This window comes from Methylobacterium sp. W2, from assembly GCF_020662345.1.
In the GTDB taxonomy this organism is placed as follows: domain Bacteria; phylum Pseudomonadota; class Alphaproteobacteria; order Rhizobiales; family Beijerinckiaceae; genus Methylobacterium.
This window is the reverse complement of sequence record NZ_VMOA01000093.1, coordinates 1-951: the sequence shown is the minus strand read 5'-3', so window position 1 is coordinate 951 and position 951 is coordinate 1. Positions and strand designations below refer to the sequence as shown.

Annotated in this window: 1 protein-coding gene; it reads right to left on the bottom strand. The window is 59.8% G+C overall.

Annotation, left to right across the window (positions count from 1 at the left end; genetic code table 11):
- On the bottom strand, positions 1 to 230 hold a 230-nt coding region (locus FPV16_RS25855; protein WP_227441367.1), incomplete at its 3' end, for a hypothetical protein.
- Positions 231 to 951: the final 721 nt, after the last annotated feature.

Here is a 951-nt window from a genome sequence, read left to right as displayed (position 1 = left end):
GCGTCCATCTGAATGCCGCCGAGCTTGATGCACGTCGCGATTTGCTCGTACGAGTAGCCGGCCTTGGAGAGTTCCCGAATCATTATCGCTAGTTCTCCCACGGCGCTGACAAGAGTGATTGTCTCGGGTGGTGGGGTGGGTGGTGTAAGCTTGAGCGCTTCGAGCGCTTGCCGAGCGACCGCGAGCTCCTGCGCCGTCACTGCCATCTTTGTCGTCTTCAAGGTGCTCATCGATCATCTCCACTGATTGAGGCGGTTCTCGCATTCCCAGTCGGGGCGAGCCTGACTGGATCCATGGTCGCCATCGATCAGTGTTCGAGCAAGCTGGAATTCGATGCAAATCCTCGATTACTTCGCGTCATGTGCCATTTCACGCTCGATTCGCTCCCGATTACACAGCGATTCGGTTTGCAAGAGCCTCGGTTGTCAGCCTTTAATCAGCGATTGCACGCGGTCCGCATGAGGGCCGGTGAGGCGATTGTCGCTGCGAAGGAGGATATCTCGTGCTGATCAATGCGGACCGTTGCGCACCACAGTCTGAGAGTATCAGGTTCTGGACAGGTACAAGAGCAAGTGAGGGTAAGGCGCTTGAAGGGGTGATCGAGCCTTGTTGCGAACCTGTATGTAGTCTGTCGTACCGGCATGACGGAGGAAGGGAGAAGAGAGCGGGCAGGATGCTCTTTGCTATCCGCGCCGGCCAAGCCGGGCGCAGACCGCATCGAGGCGGGAGCCGTTCGGCGCTCACGCTTCTCACAACTCCCTCAGCCTGTCGGGGCGTCCCCCCGATCCCCCATCCCTGAAGCCACCCGGAAGGACGCAGCCGATGTCCGGCCAAAGTGGATCCGAATGCCGCCGCCTCACCAAGCAGGTCGGCATTCGTCTCACACCCGAAGAATACGATCGTCTGTTGGGCGAAGCCGCAGCGGCAGGCCTCACGCTGGCAGCGCTCACC